The sequence below is a fragment of the Microbacterium wangyouchuni genome, assembly GCF_054072595.1.
Genome location: NZ_JBSVRM010000005.1, coordinates 70,832 through 86,514, shown reverse-complemented (window position 1 = coordinate 86,514; position 15,683 = coordinate 70,832). Strand labels below are relative to the sequence as shown.

Genomic DNA, 15,683 nt, shown 5'->3' with positions numbered 1-15,683 from the left:
AATTCTATGACACCAAACCTCAACAGTTGACCGCGCGATGTCTGAGACGCACTGCACACTGGAGATGTGATTCAGCGACTACCGATCCGCCGCGTCGAGATGCACCCTCTCGCACCGGCCCCTCAAGACGAATGGCCAGCGACGTTGCCTCCGGTGAGGCAGGTGCTGCAGAAGGGGTGGGACCTCGGCCCGGTCACGGTTCTGACCGGCGAGAACGGCAGCGGCAAATCGACGCTGGTCGAAGCCATCGCCATCGCCTACGGATTGAATCCTGAGGGCGGCTCGACGGGCGCCATGCACACCACCCGGTCGACTGAATCGAATCTCAGCGAGCACTTGCAGCTGGTCCGCGCCGGCGGAGCACCGAAGAAGGGCTTCTTCCTGCGCGCGGAGAGCATGCACGGTTTCTACACCTACCTCCAAGAAGTCGGGTTCGGTGGCGATCGCTTGCATGCCCGCAGTCACGGAGAGTCGTTCCTAGACCTTGTCGCCGAACGCGAGCACATCACGGGCCTGTGGATGCTGGACGAGCCCGAATCCGCGCTCTCCGTCTCCGGATGCCTCGCATTGATCGGGCAGTTGCGTGACTTCGTCGCTCGTGGCTCGCAAGTCATCCTGTCCACGCACTCGCCGATCCTCGCAGCATTTCCCGGTGCAGACTGCTACGAGCTCGGCGACTGGGGAATGCGCCGCTCAGAGTACGACGACCTCGACCTGGTGCGAACCTGGCGCGGGTTCCTCGATTCACCCGAGCGCTATCTGCGCCACCTCGACTGATCGATCCAGATCCAGTCGGTGATCGAGATTACTTGGCCGGAGTCTCTTCCGCAGCCGGTGTCTCGATTGGTTCTTCCGTGGTCGACGGCGAAGGTGTCGGCGTCGCATCCGAATCGGCTGCGACCGTGATCATGAACTGCGAGAACTCGGCCGGATCCTTCAGCGAACCGACGTACGCTTCGCCGTTGACGACGACCATCGGGGCGCTGGTGAGCACCAGGTCGTCAGACCCGGCGAGGGGTCCTGCCAACGCACGAGACGTCGCTTCCTTTGCCCAGGAGACGTAGTCCGCATCTTCGATGCAGTTGCGCACAGCCTTCGGGTTGTCCGCACCCACGGCGACTGCCAGATCGGCGAGCTCGACATCGGTTGAACCGTTGCTGTCGACCTCAGGCTGATCGATGAGCAACTCGTGGTTGAAAGCGTAGAACTGCGCGCTGGAGTGCGTAGCAACGCAGGCCGCCGCTGCCGCTGAGCGCAGCGAATACTTCGTGCCGTTCGAGCTGGCGGTGAGCATCGACACCGGGTGATACGTCACCGTGGCGACACCCTCGTTGATCCATCCAGCAAGCTGCCGGGCATTGGCGCGCTCGAACTCGCCGGACCCGGGAGACAGATAGTCGACGTAGATGTGCACATCAACCGCGGCCAGCGAAGCACTCGGCTCCGGCGTGGCCTGTTCCGTGGGCTCGGCCGACGGGTCACCAGGCACAGGCTCGGTCGCCGACTCGATGACGTTCTGCACGACGATGCCGTCGCTCGTCATACCCTTGGGGCTCATCGTCGGCTTCGAGATCGTCGAAGTGACGGCCATGGTCACCGCCGTGCCGATGGCACCGACGGCGACGATCGCGACCGCACCGATGATGATCCGTCGCATGATGCGAGCCCTCGACTGCTGGGCATGCACCTGCTGAGCCTTCTCCCGAACCGCCTCACGAGAATTGCGAGGGGTAGGGACATTCGGCGTTTCGTCGCTCGACATCGTTCCTCTTGAAAGTCTGGTGGGGACGGGATCCCCGACGCCCGCTTCTCTAAGCAGGACCGTCTTCGATGTTAACCAGCCAGGCTGGGAAACACCCAGGTACGCCTATCCGTGACATACTGAGTTCGGCCCGATGACGGGCCACGGTGGGCATTTCCACCGCATCCATCACAACGGATCGTCCGGCACGTACCTGCCGGTGAAGGAGAAAACAATGGCATCCGTAACTTTCGATGACGCCACGCGACTGTACCCCGGCGGCACCCGCCCGGCAGTTGACAAGCTCAACCTTGAGGTTGCAGACGGCGAATTCCTCGTCCTCGTCGGCCCTTCCGGCTGCGGTAAGTCCACCTCGCTGCGTATGCTCGCCGGCCTCGAAGAGGTCAACGACGGCCGCATCCTCATCGGCGACCGCGACGTCACCGACGTGCCGCCGAAGGACCGTGACATCGCCATGGTCTTCCAGAACTACGCGCTGTACCCGCACATGACCGTCGCCGAGAACATGGGCTTCGCGCTCAAGATCGCCGGCATCGGCAAGGAAGAGCGCGCCTCCCGCGTTCTGGAAGCAGCCAAGCTCCTCGACCTCGAAGAGTACCTGACCCGCAAGCCGAAGGCGCTCTCCGGTGGTCAGCGTCAGCGTGTCGCCATGGGCCGTGCGATCGTCCGCCAGCCGCAGGTGTTCCTCATGGACGAGCCGCTGTCGAACCTTGACGCCAAGCTGCGCGTGCAGACCCGTACGCAGATCGCTTCGCTCCAGCGCCGCCTCGGCGTCACCACGGTCTACGTCACCCACGACCAGACCGAGGCTCTCACCATGGGCGACCGCATCGCGGTGCTCAAGGATGGTCTGCTGCAGCAGGTCGGCACGCCTCGCGACCTGTACGAGAAGCCCGAGAACCTCTTCGTCGCCGGCTTCATCGGTTCGCCGGCGATGAACCTGTTCCCCGCCGACCTCGCCGAGGGTGGCGTGCGGTTCGGTACCGAGGTTGTTCCGCTCGACCGCGACACCGTCGGCCGTGCGAACGGCAGCCAGGTCACGGTCGGTGTCCGCCCCGAGGACATCGTCGTCGGCCCCGCCGACGGCAAGGGCCTCTCGGTCACGATCGACCTCGTCGAGGAGCTCGGCGCTGACGGCTACCTCTACGGTCACGCAGACGTCAACGGCAAGCGTGCCGACCTCGTCGCTCGCGTCGACGGACGTAACCACCCGAACGCTGGCGAGACGGTCACGCTCGCGGCAACCGCCGGTCACGTGCACGCATTCGACCTCGAGTCTGGTCTGCGCCTGAACGACAAGCCGGTCATCTCGGCCTCGTAAGTTCGTTACACACGCGGCGCGGGCTACCTTCGGGTCGCCCGCGCCGCGTCGTTTCTCCGGGAGAACCATGCAGGACGCACTGCGCATCACCGCCAGCAAGATCAACCCCGAGTTGCTCGCGCTGCCCTGGTCGACAACGCTCGCCAAATGGCCCTCCGAGCGGATCGTCTCGCTCCCCAAGGGCCTGTCGCGTCATCTTGTGCGCTTCGCTGATCTGTCCGGTCGGGTCGTGGCGATCAAGGAGACCACCGCGCAGATGGCACAGCGCGAGTACGACATGCTCGGCAACCTCGCCCGCCTGGACGTGCCGTGTGTCGACCGTGTCGCCGTGATCGCCGGTCGATCGGATGCCGCGGGCGATCCGCTTCCGGCTGCCCTCGTCACCGCGCACCTGCGCTTCTCCATGCCGTACCGCGCGCTGTTCACTCGCGTGCTGCGGCCCGACACTGCCACCCGATTGGTGGATGCGCTCGCGCTGCTGCTGGTGCGGCTGCACAACGTCGGCTTCTACTGGGGCGATGTGTCGCTGTCCAATACGCTCTTCCGCCGCGACGCCGGAGCCTTCGCCGCTTACCTCGTGGATGCGGAGACCGGCGAACTGCATGAGGAAGGCCTCACCGAGGGCCAGCGCCTGTACGATCTCGACCTTGCGCGTACCAACATCGCCGGCGAGATCATGGACCTTGCCGCCGGTGGGCGGCTCGAGCATGGTGTGGATGCTGTCGCCATCGCCGATGGCATCGTGTCGTCGTATCACTCGCTGTGGGCCGCCCTCACCGCCGAGGAGTCGTTCTCCGCTAACGAGACCTGGCGTATCACCGAGCGGGTCGAGCGCCTCAACGCCCTGGGCTTCGATATCGACGAGATGTCGATGTTGACGACGGCAGACGGCACGGTGGTCGAGATCCAGCCGAAGGTGGTGGATGCCGGGCACCATCAGCGCCGCCTCATCCGTCTCACCGGTCTCGATGTCGAGGAGAACCAGGCGCGTCGTCTACTGAACGACCTGGACGAATTCCGCGCACGCTCGAAGAAGGAGTGGGTCGATGAGGAGATGTTCGCCCACGAATGGCTCACGCGTGTGTTCGAGCCCGTGGTCCGAGCCATCCCCTACGATCTGCGTGCGAAGCTCGAGCCTGCCGAGGTATTCCACCAGGTGCTGGAGCACCGCTGGTATCTCTCGCAGGCGAGCGGCCGTTCGGTTCCGCTCGCTGAGGTGCTGACCTCGTACATCAACGAGGTGCTGCGGCACCGCCGCGACGAGGCGACGATCATGGGCCCGCCGACCGAGACAATGTCACTCCCCGTCGTCACCGGCACCATGCTGCTGCCCGATGATGATGAGGTCGACTGGCGGGACCTGGTCTAAGCCCCCGGTCTAGGCCCCCTCCCGTTCATTGCGAGTGGGCAGCTGTGGCTCGAGATTCGCAGAAAATCGAGCCACAGCTACCCACTCGAACGCGGTTTTCAGTACCCGACGGCGAAGTTCTCGCGGTGGTGCTTCGGGTTTTCGATCTCGTCGACGAATGCCCCCCCGAGGTCGCGGCCAGAGATGCAGGACTCCCCCGCCTCATCGGTCACGAGCACCGGGCCGCCGTCGCGGTAAGTCCCGGTGCGCTCCCCGGGATTCCAGACGCCGAAGCCGCCGGCGGGGTGCACGAAGAACCAGTCCTTGCCGCTGGCATCCGCTTGAAGATCCTCGAGCACGCCAATCGCCTCGAAGGCCTCCGCCTTGAATTCTTCGGGGAAGCCCGAGTCGATGACGCGTGCACCACCGGGCGCCACCAGGCTTCCGCCCGCTCCGCCGACCACACCGAGCCGTACGCTGTCCGGCAGCGCCGCGAACAGCTCAGCGGTTGCCTGACGAACTTTACCGACCATGTCCCCGCGCGGCGAAAGCGCCTGGACGACCACATCGACCTCACCGATCTGCGTCATGAGCGTCGGCACATCAAGGATCGTGCCCTCGAGATATGTCGCGCCCTCCACGCGCTCAGCCGGGGCCGAACGCGCCACCGAGATGACCGAATGACCGCGCGACACCGCCTCAGCGACGATGTTCGATCCGGCGTAGCCGGTTCCTCCGATGACAGCGATGCGGGCCATGTGTTCTCCTTCTGAGCGGATGCTTCATGGACAGCATCCGCCGTCGAAGGTTTATTCCGCGGTCTGCTGCGCTCGCGCAGTGGCGACCTGGTACAGCGCCACCGATGCGGCGATACCGGCGTTCAGCGACTCGGTGGCAGCCGAGATCGGGATTGAGATGATCTGATCGCAGTTCTCGGTGACGAGCCGCGACAGTCCCTTGCCCTCTGAGCCGACGACGATGACCACCGGGCGATCAGCAAGCTGGAGCGCCGGCAACGAGACGTCGCCGCCACCGTCCAGTCCGATGACGAAAACGCCCTGCTTCTTGAATTCCTTCAGTTGCGTGGTGAGATTCGTCGCCATGGCGACGGGGAGGCGTGCTGCAGCCCCTGCACTCGTCTTCCAAGCCGCCGAGTTCACTCCGGCGGAGCGGCGCTGCGGCAGGATGATGCCATGGCCGCCGAAGGCAGCCGTGGAGCGGATGATCGCTCCGAGGTTGCGCGGGTCGGTGATGCCATCCAGCGCGACGAACAGCGGGAGCTCCCCCCGGTCGATGACCTTCTCGAGCAGATCCTGCGGGTGCGCGTATTCGTACGGCGGCACCTTGATGGCGACACCCTGGTGCACGCCGTCGAAGCCGGCCATCCGGTCAAGCTCCTGACGGGTGACCTCCATCACGGGGATACCGCGGTTCGTGGCGATCGACAGCATCTCCTTGACACGGTCATCCATCTCGACGCGCTGGGCGATGTAGAACGCCGTCGCCGGGATCTTCGCCCGCAGAGCCTCGAGGACCGAGTTACGACCGGTCACATTCTCGGTGTCATCGCCGGACTTCGCCTTGGATGAGCGGTTCGGGTTACTTCCCGATGCCGGGCGTCCGCCCCGTGCAGCACCCGCTGCGGGACGAGCCTTGCCGCCGGCCGCTGCAAAACGCTCATTGGCCGCCTTGCGCTTGCCGGCGACGTGCCAGGCGCGGTCCTCGGCCTTCGGCGTCGGTCCACGTCCTTCAAGCGACTTGCGCCCGAGTCCGCCGGTGCCCTTGGGAGCACCCTTCTTCTTGCTGTTGCCCGCTCCGGGGCGAGGTGGCTTAGCCATCAATACTCCAATGAGTTCCGGCCGGAGTGTCCTCCAGCGTGATTCCTGCGGCCGCGATCGCGTCTCGAATGCGATCCGCCGCCGCCCAGTCTTTGTCGGCTCGTGCCTGAGCCCGTTGTGTGATCATCGCCTGCACGAGGGCGTCGAGAGCGGATGCCTCGGCTCCTCCTGCGGCGGCTTCGATTGCACCGTCGAATCCGAGCACCTCGAGCATTGCGGCGAGCGCTGCAGCTGCCTGAACGGCTGCAGCGGTGTCACCAGCATCCAGCGCCGAATTTCCGGCCCGTACTGTCTCGTGCACAGCGGCAAGCGCCTGCGGCACGCCGAGATCATCGTCCATCGCCATGGCGAAAGCCTCCGGAAGCGTCCCGGGAACCAACACGGCAGGATCGGCATCCGCTGCCCGAAGCACGCGCTGACGGAACATCTGGATGCGTCCGAGGGCAGCTTCTGCCTCGGCGTACGACGAAGCCGTCAGATCAAGGCTCGACCGGTAGTGCGCGGCGGCGAGGGCGTACCGGATCACGAGCGGGTCATGCTCAGCGAGCACGTCAGCTGCGAGGGTGAAGTTCCCCAGCGACTTCGACATCTTCTGACCACCGACGGTGACCAGCCCATTGTGCAGCCAGTAGCTCGCGAATTCTTCGCCGGCGGCAGTCGACTGCGCCAGTTCGTTCTCGTGATGCGGGAAGCGCAGGTCGAGACCGCCGCCGTGGATGTCGAAGGCGGATCCGAGGTAGCGCTTCGCCATGGCCGAGCACTCGATGTGCCAGCCCGGGCGGCCGGCTCCCCAGGGCGACTGCCAGGTCGCATCAGTAGGCTCGCCGGGCTTCGAGCCCTTCCACAGGGCGAAGTCCTGCGGGTTGCGCTTGCCGCGCGGGTCCGCGTCTTCGGCGGCTTCCATGGCATCGATCGTTTGATGCGTCAGTGCACCGTAGTCACTCCATGAGCGCACATCGAAGTAGACGTCACCGGAGCCATCCGGCGCCGGGTAGGCGTGGCCTCGCTCGATGAGCGTCGTGATGAGTTCCTGCATCTGCGGAATGGATGCTGTTGCCCGAGGCTCGTACGTCGGCGCAAGAATGCCGATACCGGCATAGGCCGCCGTGAACTCCTGCTCCATCCGGTACGCCAGCGCCCACCACGGTTCAGCATCCGTTGCATTGACGAGCACTTTGTCGTCGATGTCGGTGACGTTGCGCACGAAGGTGACCCGGCCGTACTTGCGCACGAGCCAGCGACGAAGAATGTCAAAACTCAGTGCTGCGCGGACATGCCCGATGTGTGGCCCCGACTGCACCGTGGGTCCGCAGACGTACATCGTGATGTTCTCGGGGTCGAGAGGCACGAAGTCGCGCAGCTGCTGAGCGCGGGTGTCGTAAAGGCGGAAAGTCACTGCTCTAGCGTACCGGGGCGCCGCTGAGCAATTACCTATCGGATCGGATGAACCGAGGCGATTGCTGTTGCCGCGATGCCTTCGCCGCGACCGGTGAACCCGAGTCCGTCGGTCGTCGTCGCCGAAACGGAAACCGGCACGCCCCCCAACGCGGCAGACAGCACGGCCTCGGCTTCTGCCCGCCGAGCGCTGAACCGCGGCCGATTCGCCTGGAACTGCACGGAAACGTTGCCGATCGCATATCCCTCTTCAGCAAGGATCTCGCGGGTGCGCGCGAGGAACACGTCACCGTGTGCTCCGGCGTACTCCGGATGCGCGGTGCCGAAGTGCTGTCCGATGTCGCCGAGCCCGGCAGCTCCGAGCAGGGCGTCAACGATCGCGTGAGCGACGGCGTCACCGTCGGAGTGCCCGGACAGCGCCTGCTCCCCCGGCCACTGAAGGCCGGCTAGCCACAGATCGCCTTCGCCGCCGAAGGCATGCACGTCGGTGCCGATGCCCACGCGGGGAATCGTCGGCACCGCGCTGAAGGAATCGGGTGTGCCGCCAAGCAGGTGCCGCGCGCGGTCCAGATCGTCCGGCGTGGTGATCTTGAATGCCAGCGGCGACCCGGGGACGTGCCGCACCGGGTGCCCGGCAGCAGCGAACAGCGCCGCATCGTCGGTGTACTCGGCACCGGATGCGAGCGCAGCAGCGTATGCGCCGGCCAGCAGCTCGCGCGGAAAACCCTGCGGGGTCTGCGCCGCGGCGAGCTCAGAGCGGTCCACCGCAGCCACGATGCTCGCAGCATCCACTCGTTTGATGGTGTCGATCACGGCAAGTACCGGGATGACGCCCGAGGCGTCTGTGACCGCTTGCGCGACAGCGTCGATCTGCGATGACGGGGTCAGCGCCCGTGCCGCATCGTGCACGAGCACGGTGGTGATGTCGCCCCACAGCGCACGGAGACCAGCAGCGACCGATTGCTGGCGGGTCTCGCCGCCGACGACGACCCGGCCGAGGTCTCGCCGGTCGCCGGCGGCCTCGATCAGTACGGTCTCGGCATCACCGGCGCGCTCGGCGGGCGCGACGACGATCACCTGCGCGGGGCCCGCGGCAAACACGCCGTCGAGCGCGTGGCGCAGAACGGATCGCTCATCGATGCCGACGAACGCTTTGGGCGCGCCGGCACCCAGCCGCGAACCAGAACCAGCTGCGACCACGATGATCGCGGTCGTTGGCACAGGAAGGAGAGTCACCACCCCAGGCTACCGCCGCCCGAGAGCCGCCCGACAGCCGCCCGAGAAAGGAACTGCGGCATGAGAAACGTCGAAGAACGATGTTTCTCATGCCGCAGGATGTTTCTCGCGACGCTGCTACTTAGGAGGCAAGAACCTCGTCAAGAATGACGCCGGCCTTGTCTTCGTCGCACTTCTCAGCGAGCGCAAGCTCGGAGATAAGAATCTGACGCGCCTTCGCAAGCATGCGCTTCTCACCAGCGGACAGGCCGCGGTCCTGATCGCGGCGCCACAGGTCGCGGACGACCTCGCTGACCTTGATCACATCGCCAGAGGCGAGCTTCTCAAGGTTCGCCTTGTATCGGCGAGACCAGTTGGTCGGCTCTTCCGTGAACGGCGCACGAAGTACCTCGAACACCTGGTCGAGCCCCTCCTGGCCGATGACATCGCGAACGCCGACCAAATCGACGTTCTCGGCGGGTACCTCGATGATCAAGTCACCCTGGGTGACGTTGAGCTTCAAATACTTCTTCGTCTCGCCCTTAATGACGCGATCCTTGACCTCGATGATCGTCGCAGCCCCATGGTGCGGATAGACGACAGTTTCGCCAACCTCAAAAAGCATAAAATCGTGTCCTTTCGGCAACCTCCAGAATACCACAGGCGACATGCGCTAAGGTTTGCCCCCGCACGGTTCCCGAGCTACCTCTCCGATACCCATACAATGGATACGGATATCCCAAAGTCTTCAGGAGGACTCGTGAAAACGCGCCTTGTAGTGTCAGCCGCCCTCAGCGCCCTTGTTCTTCTCGGCGCGACGGGATGCACCTTCATCACGCCGCAGGCGACATCTATCGATCCGTACAACGTGTCTGACGGTGTCGGCGTTCCTGACTCCGATGGTCCGCTGCAGATCCGCAACGCGATGGTCATCGCCACCGACGACGGATCCACCGGAAACCTCATCGCAGCGATCGTCAACGACACCGAAGACAACGCGACTCTCACGGTCGAGATCGAAGGCCTCGAGCCGCTGTCGGTCCGCGTCGAAGCCGGCGACACTGTGAGCCTGGGCGCGAACGCCGACCCGCTGCGCATCGACGGCCTCGACACGAAGCCCGGCGCCACGGTCGAGATGTACTTCCAGTCCGGTGACGCCACCGGCGCTACCGCTGAGGTTCCCGTCCTCGACGGCACCACGCCTTACTACGCAGACTTGGTTCCGCAGGAGGACTGATCCGCTCCTGCTGAACACAGAAGAGGCCGACACCCGATGGGTGCCGGCCTCTTCTGCGTTCGGCTCAGCCTTCGAAGCGGTAGCCCAGTCCGCGAACGGTCACGAGCATGACCGGCTCACTCGGACTCTCTTCGATGCGCGAGCGGATGCGCTTGATGTGCACGTCAAGCGTCTTCGTGTCGCCGAAGTAGTCGCTGCCCCACACCCGATCGATCAGCTGACCGCGCGTGAGCACACGTCCGGAGTTGCGCATGAGGAGCTCGAGCAGCTCGAACTCCTTCAGCGGCATATTGATCTCCTCGCCTGCGACGGTGACCGTGTGCCGGTCGATGTCCAAAGCGACACGGCCGCCCTCGAGAACCCGTTCGTCGACGTCGCTGTCCGCCTGCACCGCCCGGCGCAGCACTGCACGCATGCGCGCAAGTAGCTCCCGCGAGGAATACGGCTTGGTGATGTAGTCATCGGCTCCGAGCTCCAGCCCGACGACGATATCCACTTCGGAATCCTTCGCGGTGAGCATGATGATCGGCACCGCAGATGTGGACCGGATCTGACGGCACACTTCGGTGCCGGGCATCCCGGGAAGCATGAGGTCGAGCAGGACTACGTCGGCGCCTCGCTCTCCGAACGCGGCAAGTGCTCCGGGTCCGTCTTCGGCGATGTCCACCTCGTATCCCTCTCGGCGCAACAGGTAGGCGAGCGGGTCGGCGAGATCGGGTTCGTCCTCGACGATCAGGATGCGGGTCATGCAGTCTCTCCGTTTCGGACGCGCACGGGTACGGCCTGCTTGGCCGCCTTGCGTACGCGCTTCTTCTTGGTATTGCGGTCGTCGGTGTCCCCGAGTGCCGGGGCTTCGACGCGCGGCAGCGCCATCGTGAACGTAGAACCGCGACCGGGGCGGGACCACAGCCGCACTTCACCGCCGTGTCGCTGGGTGGCGTGCTTCACGATCGACAGGCCGAGCCCCGTTCCGCCGGTCCGGCGCGAGCGGGCTTCATCCGCGCGGTAGAACCGCTCGAAGATGCGCTCCCGGTCGGACTCGGTGATTCCGATTCCCTGGTCCGAGACGGCGATCTCGACCACGTCGCCCTCGACGCGCACACCGATGCCCACGCGTGATTCCTTGGGCGAGTACACGATGGCGTTCGCTATGAGATTACTCACCGCCTCGATGAGGATCTGCGCGTCACCGCGGACGTAAGCGCCGCGGTCACCCCCGCGCAGAAGTTCTACCCCGGCCGAATCTGCCTGCACGATGTGCGCCTCGATCGATGAGGTGATGACCTCATCGAGGGCAACCGGGCTGAAGTCGGTAATCCCATCAGCCGCCTGCAATCGCGACAGGCTCATGATGCGCCCGGTGAGCTGGCCGAGACGGGCCGCTTCGGCTGAGATACGCGAGGCGAAAATGCGCACCTGCGCGGGATCATCGGCTGCCGATTCGATGGCCTCGGCGAGCAGACTCACCGCACCCACCGGAGTCTTCAGCTCATGACTGGTGTTGGCGACGAAGTCGCGGCGCACCTGATCCAGTCGCTCCTGCTCGGTGACGTCCCGGATGATGAGGAGGGTCAAGCGTGACCCGAGAGCGCTCGCCCGTGCAGACACCAGGCGCGGATCCAGGCTGACACCAGGCCGCGTGATGCGCATCGTCTCGGTATCGGTTGCACCGGTGGTGCGCACCGTTCGCACCAACTGTCGCAGCTCCAGGTTGTCGAGGGTCGCTCCGACGTCGATGCCGAACCGTGCGGCGGCCTGAGAGCTGCCGAGGACGAGTCCGGAAGCGTCGATGATGCAGGCGGCATCATCCATACTCTCCAGCACCTCGGCTGCACCATGGGGAACATCCCCTGAGGCTTCCTGAGCCACTCTGGCGCGGACGCGATACGCCCACACGATCAGCACCGACAGGCCCACACCGATGGCGAGGCCCACAGCGAGTGCGAGCAGCGCAATCTGCGGGGTGGTCATACTTACAGCGTAGGCGCCATTCACCTCCGCTTCGGCGGGTTTCCGCGGCAGATCAACGAACGGAGAACTAGTATTCACCTATCGGGCACCATTCGTTAACCTTCAACGAAGACAATCACTGAGGGCCGTTGCACGTCTTTCCACGGCCGCCGGACCCGCCCGAGTTCCGAATGAAAGGTTGCGCCGCACATGCGCGAAGTCTTCCACCAGTCCCTTGAGGATCTGCAGTCCCGTCTCGTGGAGATCGCCGACCTCGTCACGGTCTCCATCGATAAGGCCACCCGCGCCTTTGCCACCAGCGATGTCTCGCTCGCAGAAGAGGTGATCGCCGACGACCCGATGATCGATGAGCTCGCAGTCAAGCTCGATGAGTTGGCGATCGAGATCCTCGCCCGCCAGCAGCCGGTCGCCCGCGACCTGCGCATCGTCGTGTTCGCGCTGCGCGTCAGCGCCTCCCTGGAGCGCATGGGCGATATGTCTGAGCACATCGCCCAGCTCGCCCGCCTGCGCTTCCCTGAGCGTGCCATCCCCAAGGGGCTCAAGAGCACCTTCACGAAGATGGGCGAGAAGGACGTCGAGGTCGCGCGCACCCTGTCAGAGCTGCTGCGTACGCAGGATCTACGTCTGGCCGACGACATCCGCAATGCCGATGATGAGGTCGATGAGCTCCACGCTCGCGTGTTCGAAAAGGTGCTCAGCGACAATTGGAAGGGTGAGGCCGGCGCAACAGTCGACGCCACCCTCGCCAGCCGTTACCACGAGCGCTTCGCCGACCACGCCGTCGCCATCGCGAAGAAGGTCGTTTACCTTGCCACCGGCGACTGGGCCGTCGACGAGGAAGACATCGCCCTCGCCGCGGCCGAGATCGCGTCCGAGGACACCGGAAGCAGTGGCCTCGCCTGATCTTCCCCGCACGATAGCCGAAACCCCGGGTTCCTCACGAAGGAATCCGGGGTTTCGGCGTAGAACGGTGGGTTACTTCTTACCCTGCGAAGCCACAGCAGCGGCACCGGCAGCGGCGGCTTCGGGGTCGAGGTAACGGCCAGGACCGGTGGGGACGTTGTTCTCGTCGAGTTCGTAGACCAGCGGGATGCCGGTGGGGATGTTCAGCTCGGCGATGTCCTCGTCACTGATGCCATCGAGGTGCTTGACAAGCCCGCGCAGCGAGTTGCCGTGCGCCACGACGAGCACAGTCTTGCCCGCCTCGAGGTCAGGAACGATCGAGCTCTCCCAGTAGGGCAGCATCCGGTCGATGACGATCTTGAGCGACTCGGTGCGGGGCACCTCGCCGTCGATGTCGGCGTAGCGCGGGTCGTTCACCTGGCTGAACTCGCTGGCGTCGTCGAGCAGGGGCGGCGGCACATCGAAGGAGCGACGCCACAGCTGGAACTGCTCCGGGCCGAACTCCTCCAGCGTCTGTGCCTTGTCCTTGCCCTGCAGCGCACCGTAGTGACGCTCGTTGAGGCGCCAGGAGCGGGTCAGCGGGATCCACAGCCGGTCAGCGGCGTCCAGCGCGATGTTCGCCGTCTGGATGGCGCGGCTGAGCAGCGAGGTGTGCAGCACATCGGGCAGCAGGCCGGATTCGGCGAGGAGCTCACCGCCGCGGCGCGCCTCGTTCTTTCCCTTTTCGGTGAGGCGGACATCCACCCAGCCGGTGAAGAGGTTCAGTTCGTTCCACTCGCTCTGGCCGTGGCGGAGCAGGATGAGGGTGCGCGTCGCAGTCATGCCTCCAGTCTATCGAGCACCCTCGCTGCCGATGCCAGAATGGTCGTATGGCGTCATCTCCTCTCGGACACCCCACCAGGGGAACGACGGGGACCAACCGACTCCGCCGCAACGACCGCTGGATCGCGGCATCCGACGCTTTCCGACGGGCCAGCGACCCGCTCGTCATCGACCTGGGCTACGGCGCCAGCGGCGTGACGGCGTTCGAACTGGCCACCCGACTGGCGAAGGTGCGACCCGACGCCGAGGTCATCGGTTTCGAACTCGATCCCGAGCGGGTGGCCACCGCGCGCCGCCAGCTCGAGGACGTCCGCGCCGGACGGACCACGTTCGCCCCCGATCTGCGTGTCTCGTTCGCGCGCGGCGGCTTCGAGGTGCCGCTTGCCGCCGGACGCCGCCCCGCGGCGATCAGGGCGATGAACGTGCTGCGCCAGTACGACGAGTCGGACGTCGCACAAGCGTGGCGTTCGATGACCGCACGTCTAGCCCCCGACGGGATGCTGTTCGAGGGCACCTGCGATGAGATCGGCCGGATCTCCAGCTGGGCCGATGTCTCGCCCACGGGCACCCCGGTACGATTCACGATCTCACTGCGGCTGGCTGAGCTGGAGCATCCCGGGATCGTCGCGGAGCGGCTCCCGAAAGCGCTGATTCATCGCAACATCCCCGGTGAGCGCATCCATGACCTGCTGGTCGATCTGGATCGCGAGTGGGAACGGGCGGCCGCGCTGTCGACGTTCGGTTCGACCCAGCGTTTCCTGGCCGCGGTGAAGGCTCTGAAGGATCAGGGCTGGCCGGTACTGGGCGACCGTACCCGTTGGCGCCTGGGCGAGCTCACCGTGCCGTGGAGTGCCGTGGCACCCGCCGCTCATTGAGCTGGCCGAGATGCCCGGCCACCCGCGAGAACTTACCGCCTGTCAGCCCCAGCGCTCGGTGAGCCAGGCGACACCGGCGAGTGCCTCGCTGCGCTGGAATGCACGCAGCGTCGGCATGCTCGGCGGCGCAGGCAGACGGGCCTGATCGAACCAGCGGCCGACGATGCCGGCGAGCATCGCATCAACCTGGGCGTCGGTGGTCTCGGCGAAGAGCGGATGCGTGCGCAGCAGTTCCTCGGCATCGATCGGCTCACCGCGCAGACGCGCGTCGAGCAGATAGGGGACGCCGTCCACCCAGCGGGCGCCCACAGCAGCCCACGGCCAGTCAATGAGCCACGCCCGTCCACTCGGATCGATGATCACGTTGTCGGCGCGCACGTCGAGATGCAGCAGATGCTCGCCATCGACCGCCTCGCACACTCCGGATGCCGCGTCAGCCAGCCTGTCGAACGATGCGACGACCCAGTTCGGCAGATCAGCACCCGCGCTGTCTGCCGCCAAAGCCTTCCAGCTGTCGCGCTCCGAGACGAACTCGTCCGCGGCTCGAGGGAGGGCTTCCAGTGCAGTGCCGGTGACGACCGGCAGCGTGGCAAAGGCGTCAAGGATGGCGACGAGGTCGCGCCCGTCAGCGGGCTCACCCGGATGACGTCCGTCGATGTCTTCGATGATGAGGCCGATCGTGTCATCATCACGCCAGGATCCCAGCAGGCGTGGCGCGTCGACGGTTGCCGGAAGAGCCGCCATCACGACGAGCTCGCGCGCGTGCAGTTCGAATGCGCCGGGGTTGTGGTCGCGCTGGATCGCCTTGACAAACGCTCGGCGTCCGTTCGCCGCGACCAGACGATCAGCGCTCCCCGGAGAGAATCCGCCCGCCTGGCTGGTCGCCGAGCTGATCGGTGCGCAGAGGATGCGCTCGCTCTCGGCTCGCAGGCCTGCGGGGAGGTCTTCCCATCTCGTCCGGGTCTTCACATCATCGAGCATCCGACAACGCTATCG

16 protein-coding genes are annotated in these 15,683 nt (G+C 65.4%); 6 read left to right on the top strand and 10 right to left on the bottom strand.

The window, feature by feature from the left end:
* Positions 1-66 precede the first annotated feature (66 nt).
* Positions 67-777: an AAA family ATPase gene (locus ACW5CM_RS09935; RefSeq protein ID WP_457124901.1), complete on the top strand. Its 711-nt coding sequence runs from the start codon at positions 67-69 to the stop codon at positions 775-777.
* A 28-nt stretch (positions 778-805) separates the two neighbouring features.
* Here ACW5CM_RS09935 and ACW5CM_RS09930 read toward each other — a convergent pair whose 3' ends face one another.
* Positions 806-1,762: a thioredoxin domain-containing protein gene (locus ACW5CM_RS09930; protein WP_457124900.1), complete on the bottom strand. Its 957-nt coding sequence runs from the start codon at positions 1,760-1,762 to the stop codon at positions 806-808.
* A gap of 214 nt (positions 1,763-1,976) precedes the next feature.
* Here ACW5CM_RS09930 and ACW5CM_RS09925 point away from each other — a divergent pair, with 214 nt between their 5' ends.
* On the top strand, positions 1,977-3,083 hold the full coding sequence (locus ACW5CM_RS09925; protein ID WP_457124899.1) for an ABC transporter ATP-binding protein: 1,107 nt from the start codon (positions 1,977-1,979) through the stop codon (positions 3,081-3,083).
* Positions 3,084-3,150: 67 nt separating this feature from the next.
* Positions 3,151-4,452, top strand: a complete 1,302-nt coding sequence (locus ACW5CM_RS09920) for a DUF4032 domain-containing protein (RefSeq protein ID WP_438254868.1) — start codon at positions 3,151-3,153, stop codon at positions 4,450-4,452.
* 98 nt (positions 4,453-4,550) lie between these two features.
* Here ACW5CM_RS09920 and ACW5CM_RS09915 read toward each other — a convergent pair whose 3' ends face one another.
* From ACW5CM_RS09915 to ACW5CM_RS09895, 5 genes are all read right to left on the bottom strand, one after another.
* Positions 4,551-5,189 (bottom strand): NAD(P)-dependent oxidoreductase, encoded by a 639-nt coding sequence (locus tag ACW5CM_RS09915; RefSeq protein ID WP_457124898.1) that lies wholly within the window; start codon positions 5,187-5,189, stop codon positions 4,551-4,553.
* 51 nt (positions 5,190-5,240) lie between these two features.
* Positions 5,241-6,269, bottom strand: coding sequence for a 23S rRNA (guanosine(2251)-2'-O)-methyltransferase RlmB (gene rlmB / locus ACW5CM_RS09910; protein ID WP_457124897.1), 1,029 nt, complete (start codon positions 6,267-6,269; stop codon positions 5,241-5,243).
* A complete protein-coding gene (gene cysS, locus ACW5CM_RS09905) occupies positions 6,262-7,665 on the bottom strand; it encodes a cysteine--tRNA ligase (RefSeq protein WP_457124896.1) in 1,404 nt (467 codons plus the stop codon). The genes rlmB and cysS overlap by 8 nt, the downstream gene beginning before the upstream one ends.
* Before the next feature lie 35 nt (positions 7,666-7,700).
* A complete protein-coding gene (ispD, locus tag ACW5CM_RS09900) occupies positions 7,701-8,900 on the bottom strand; it encodes a 2-C-methyl-D-erythritol 4-phosphate cytidylyltransferase (protein WP_457124895.1) in 1,200 nt (399 codons plus the stop codon).
* Between the two features lie 121 nt (positions 8,901-9,021).
* Entirely contained in the window at positions 9,022-9,504 is a 483-nt protein-coding gene (locus tag ACW5CM_RS09895; RefSeq protein ID WP_438255459.1) for a CarD family transcriptional regulator, read from the bottom strand.
* Positions 9,505-9,639: 135 nt separating this feature from the next.
* Between ACW5CM_RS09895 and ACW5CM_RS09890 the strand changes: the two genes are divergently transcribed.
* Complete coding sequence (locus ACW5CM_RS09890) at positions 9,640-10,116, top strand: DNA modification methylase (RefSeq protein ID WP_438255460.1); 477 nt, start codon at positions 9,640-9,642, stop codon at positions 10,114-10,116.
* Between the two features lie 64 nt (positions 10,117-10,180).
* Here ACW5CM_RS09890 and ACW5CM_RS09885 read toward each other — a convergent pair whose 3' ends face one another.
* On the bottom strand, positions 10,181-10,864 hold the full coding sequence (locus tag ACW5CM_RS09885; protein ID WP_438255461.1) for a response regulator: 684 nt from the start codon (positions 10,862-10,864) through the stop codon (positions 10,181-10,183).
* Entirely contained in the window at positions 10,861-12,087 is a 1,227-nt protein-coding gene (locus ACW5CM_RS09880; RefSeq protein WP_457124894.1) for a sensor histidine kinase, read from the bottom strand. The genes ACW5CM_RS09885 and ACW5CM_RS09880 overlap by 4 nt, the downstream gene beginning before the upstream one ends.
* Before the next feature lie 189 nt (positions 12,088-12,276).
* On the opposite strand from ACW5CM_RS09880, the gene phoU reads away from it, so the two are divergent.
* Positions 12,277-12,990, top strand: coding sequence for a phosphate signaling complex protein PhoU (gene phoU, locus ACW5CM_RS09875; RefSeq protein WP_438255463.1), 714 nt, complete (start codon positions 12,277-12,279; stop codon positions 12,988-12,990).
* Positions 12,991-13,062: 72 nt separating this feature from the next.
* On the opposite strand, the gene ACW5CM_RS09870 is transcribed toward phoU, so the two are convergent.
* Positions 13,063-13,812 carry a phosphoglyceromutase gene (locus ACW5CM_RS09870; protein WP_438255464.1) on the bottom strand — a complete coding sequence of 250 codons (750 nt, stop codon included), beginning with the start codon at positions 13,810-13,812 and terminating at the stop codon, positions 13,063-13,065.
* Between the two features lie 47 nt (positions 13,813-13,859).
* On the opposite strand from ACW5CM_RS09870, the gene ACW5CM_RS09865 reads away from it, so the two are divergent.
* Complete coding sequence (locus ACW5CM_RS09865) at positions 13,860-14,687, top strand: class I SAM-dependent methyltransferase (RefSeq protein WP_439255899.1); 828 nt, start codon at positions 13,860-13,862, stop codon at positions 14,685-14,687.
* A gap of 42 nt (positions 14,688-14,729) precedes the next feature.
* Here ACW5CM_RS09865 and ACW5CM_RS09860 read toward each other — a convergent pair whose 3' ends face one another.
* Positions 14,730-15,668 carry a hypothetical protein gene (locus ACW5CM_RS09860; protein WP_457124893.1) on the bottom strand — a complete coding sequence of 313 codons (939 nt, stop codon included), beginning with the start codon at positions 15,666-15,668 and terminating at the stop codon, positions 14,730-14,732.
* Positions 15,669-15,683: the final 15 nt, after the last annotated feature.

Excerpts from the sequence above, each read along its gene's own strand:
- rlmB (WP_457124897.1), bottom strand. The coding sequence starts at position 6,269 with ATGGCTAAGCCACCTCGCCCCGGAGCGGGCAACAGCAAGAAGAAGGGT.
- ACW5CM_RS09920 (WP_438254868.1), top strand. The coding sequence starts at position 3,151 with ATGCAGGACGCACTGCGCATCACCGCCAGCAAGATCAACCCCGAGTTG.
- ACW5CM_RS09885 (WP_438255461.1), bottom strand. The coding sequence starts at position 10,864 with ATGACCCGCATCCTGATCGTCGAGGACGAACCCGATCTCGCCGACCCG.
- ACW5CM_RS09860 (WP_457124893.1), bottom strand. The coding sequence starts at position 15,668 with ATGCTCGATGATGTGAAGACCCGGACGAGATGGGAAGACCTCCCCGCA.
- ACW5CM_RS09915 (WP_457124898.1), bottom strand. The coding sequence starts at position 5,189 with ATGGCCCGCATCGCTGTCATCGGAGGAACCGGCTACGCCGGATCGAAC.
- ACW5CM_RS09865 (WP_439255899.1), top strand. The coding sequence starts at position 13,860 with ATGGCGTCATCTCCTCTCGGACACCCCACCAGGGGAACGACGGGGACC.
- ACW5CM_RS09930 (WP_457124900.1), bottom strand. The coding sequence starts at position 1,762 with ATGTCGAGCGACGAAACGCCGAATGTCCCTACCCCTCGCAATTCTCGT.
- phoU (WP_438255463.1), top strand. The coding sequence starts at position 12,277 with ATGCGCGAAGTCTTCCACCAGTCCCTTGAGGATCTGCAGTCCCGTCTC.
- ACW5CM_RS09925 (WP_457124899.1), top strand. The coding sequence starts at position 1,977 with ATGGCATCCGTAACTTTCGATGACGCCACGCGACTGTACCCCGGCGGC.
- ACW5CM_RS09880 (WP_457124894.1), bottom strand. The coding sequence starts at position 12,087 with ATGACCACCCCGCAGATTGCGCTGCTCGCACTCGCTGTGGGCCTCGCC.
- ACW5CM_RS09895 (WP_438255459.1), bottom strand. The coding sequence starts at position 9,504 with ATGCTTTTTGAGGTTGGCGAAACTGTCGTCTATCCGCACCATGGGGCT.
- ACW5CM_RS09870 (WP_438255464.1), bottom strand. The coding sequence starts at position 13,812 with ATGACTGCGACGCGCACCCTCATCCTGCTCCGCCACGGCCAGAGCGAG.